Raw genomic sequence first — 769 nt, 5'->3', positions numbered from 1 at the left:
AGCCGGAAGCCGGTGTGCAGGCCACCGGTTCAAACAGATAATGATTGGCCAGGGCCAAAAACTGACGATTGAAGCGGCGCGCTTTGCCCACCTTGACTGCATCCACCAGGGTGCGGGGATTATCGTAGATCATCCGCTGGGGAATCCCTCCCCAGAAGGTAAATGCCCGGTCATGGGCGTCTAAGACCATTTCCAGACTTTCCCGGAAATAGGCCACCAGAAACGGCTGACGGCTGTGGGCCAGACGAAAATGGGTCAGCTTGATGGTTTGCACCACACCACCGAGTTCCACCTGTTCGTGGCTCCAGTCAAACTGCGCCGCATCACCGGCAGGGAACACCAAGGGCACAAAGGCCTTGGTCAGTGCGGGACGGGCCTGTTTCCAGCGCTTCACAAAACGCTGTACGCTGTCGTAAGCCCCGGTATAGCCCGCGCCCTGAAGGTCCTCAAACAGACGGCGGGCGGTACGTCGTTGCTTTTTCGGGCGTTGGCTATCCTGCTCCAGCCAGGTCTTCAGTTGATCTTCATAGGCGCCCAGCTGTGGCTTGGGCTGCTGCCTTCGTTGGTAACGCTGCGGATCACTCTGGTTCAAATACTTGCGAACCGTATTGCGCGACAGGTTAAAACGACGGGCAATCTCACTGATGCTTTCACCGTTCACTTCATGACGGCGACGAATCTTGGCAATGGTTTCCATGCATAACAATCCCAGGTTACTCCGGTAAAAAACCGGAGGATGACAGACTTCAGGGGGTGGTCAAAATTCGAC

1 protein-coding gene is annotated in these 769 nt (G+C 56.2%); it reads right to left on the bottom strand.

Features of this window, described 5'->3' with window-relative positions:
- The coding region (gene istA / locus ACOCD2_RS23495; protein ID WP_419585356.1) for an IS21 family transposase at positions 1–697 on the bottom strand (697 nt) is incomplete at its 3' end.
- Positions 698–769: the final 72 nt, after the last annotated feature.

It is taken from the genome of Thiolapillus sp., assembly GCF_048562965.1.
Taxonomy (GTDB): Bacteria; Pseudomonadota; Gammaproteobacteria; order Chromatiales; family Chromatiaceae; genus Thiolapillus; species Thiolapillus brandeum_A.
Note: the sequence above shows the minus strand (reverse complement) of the source record. Positions and strands in the feature narration are given on the sequence as shown.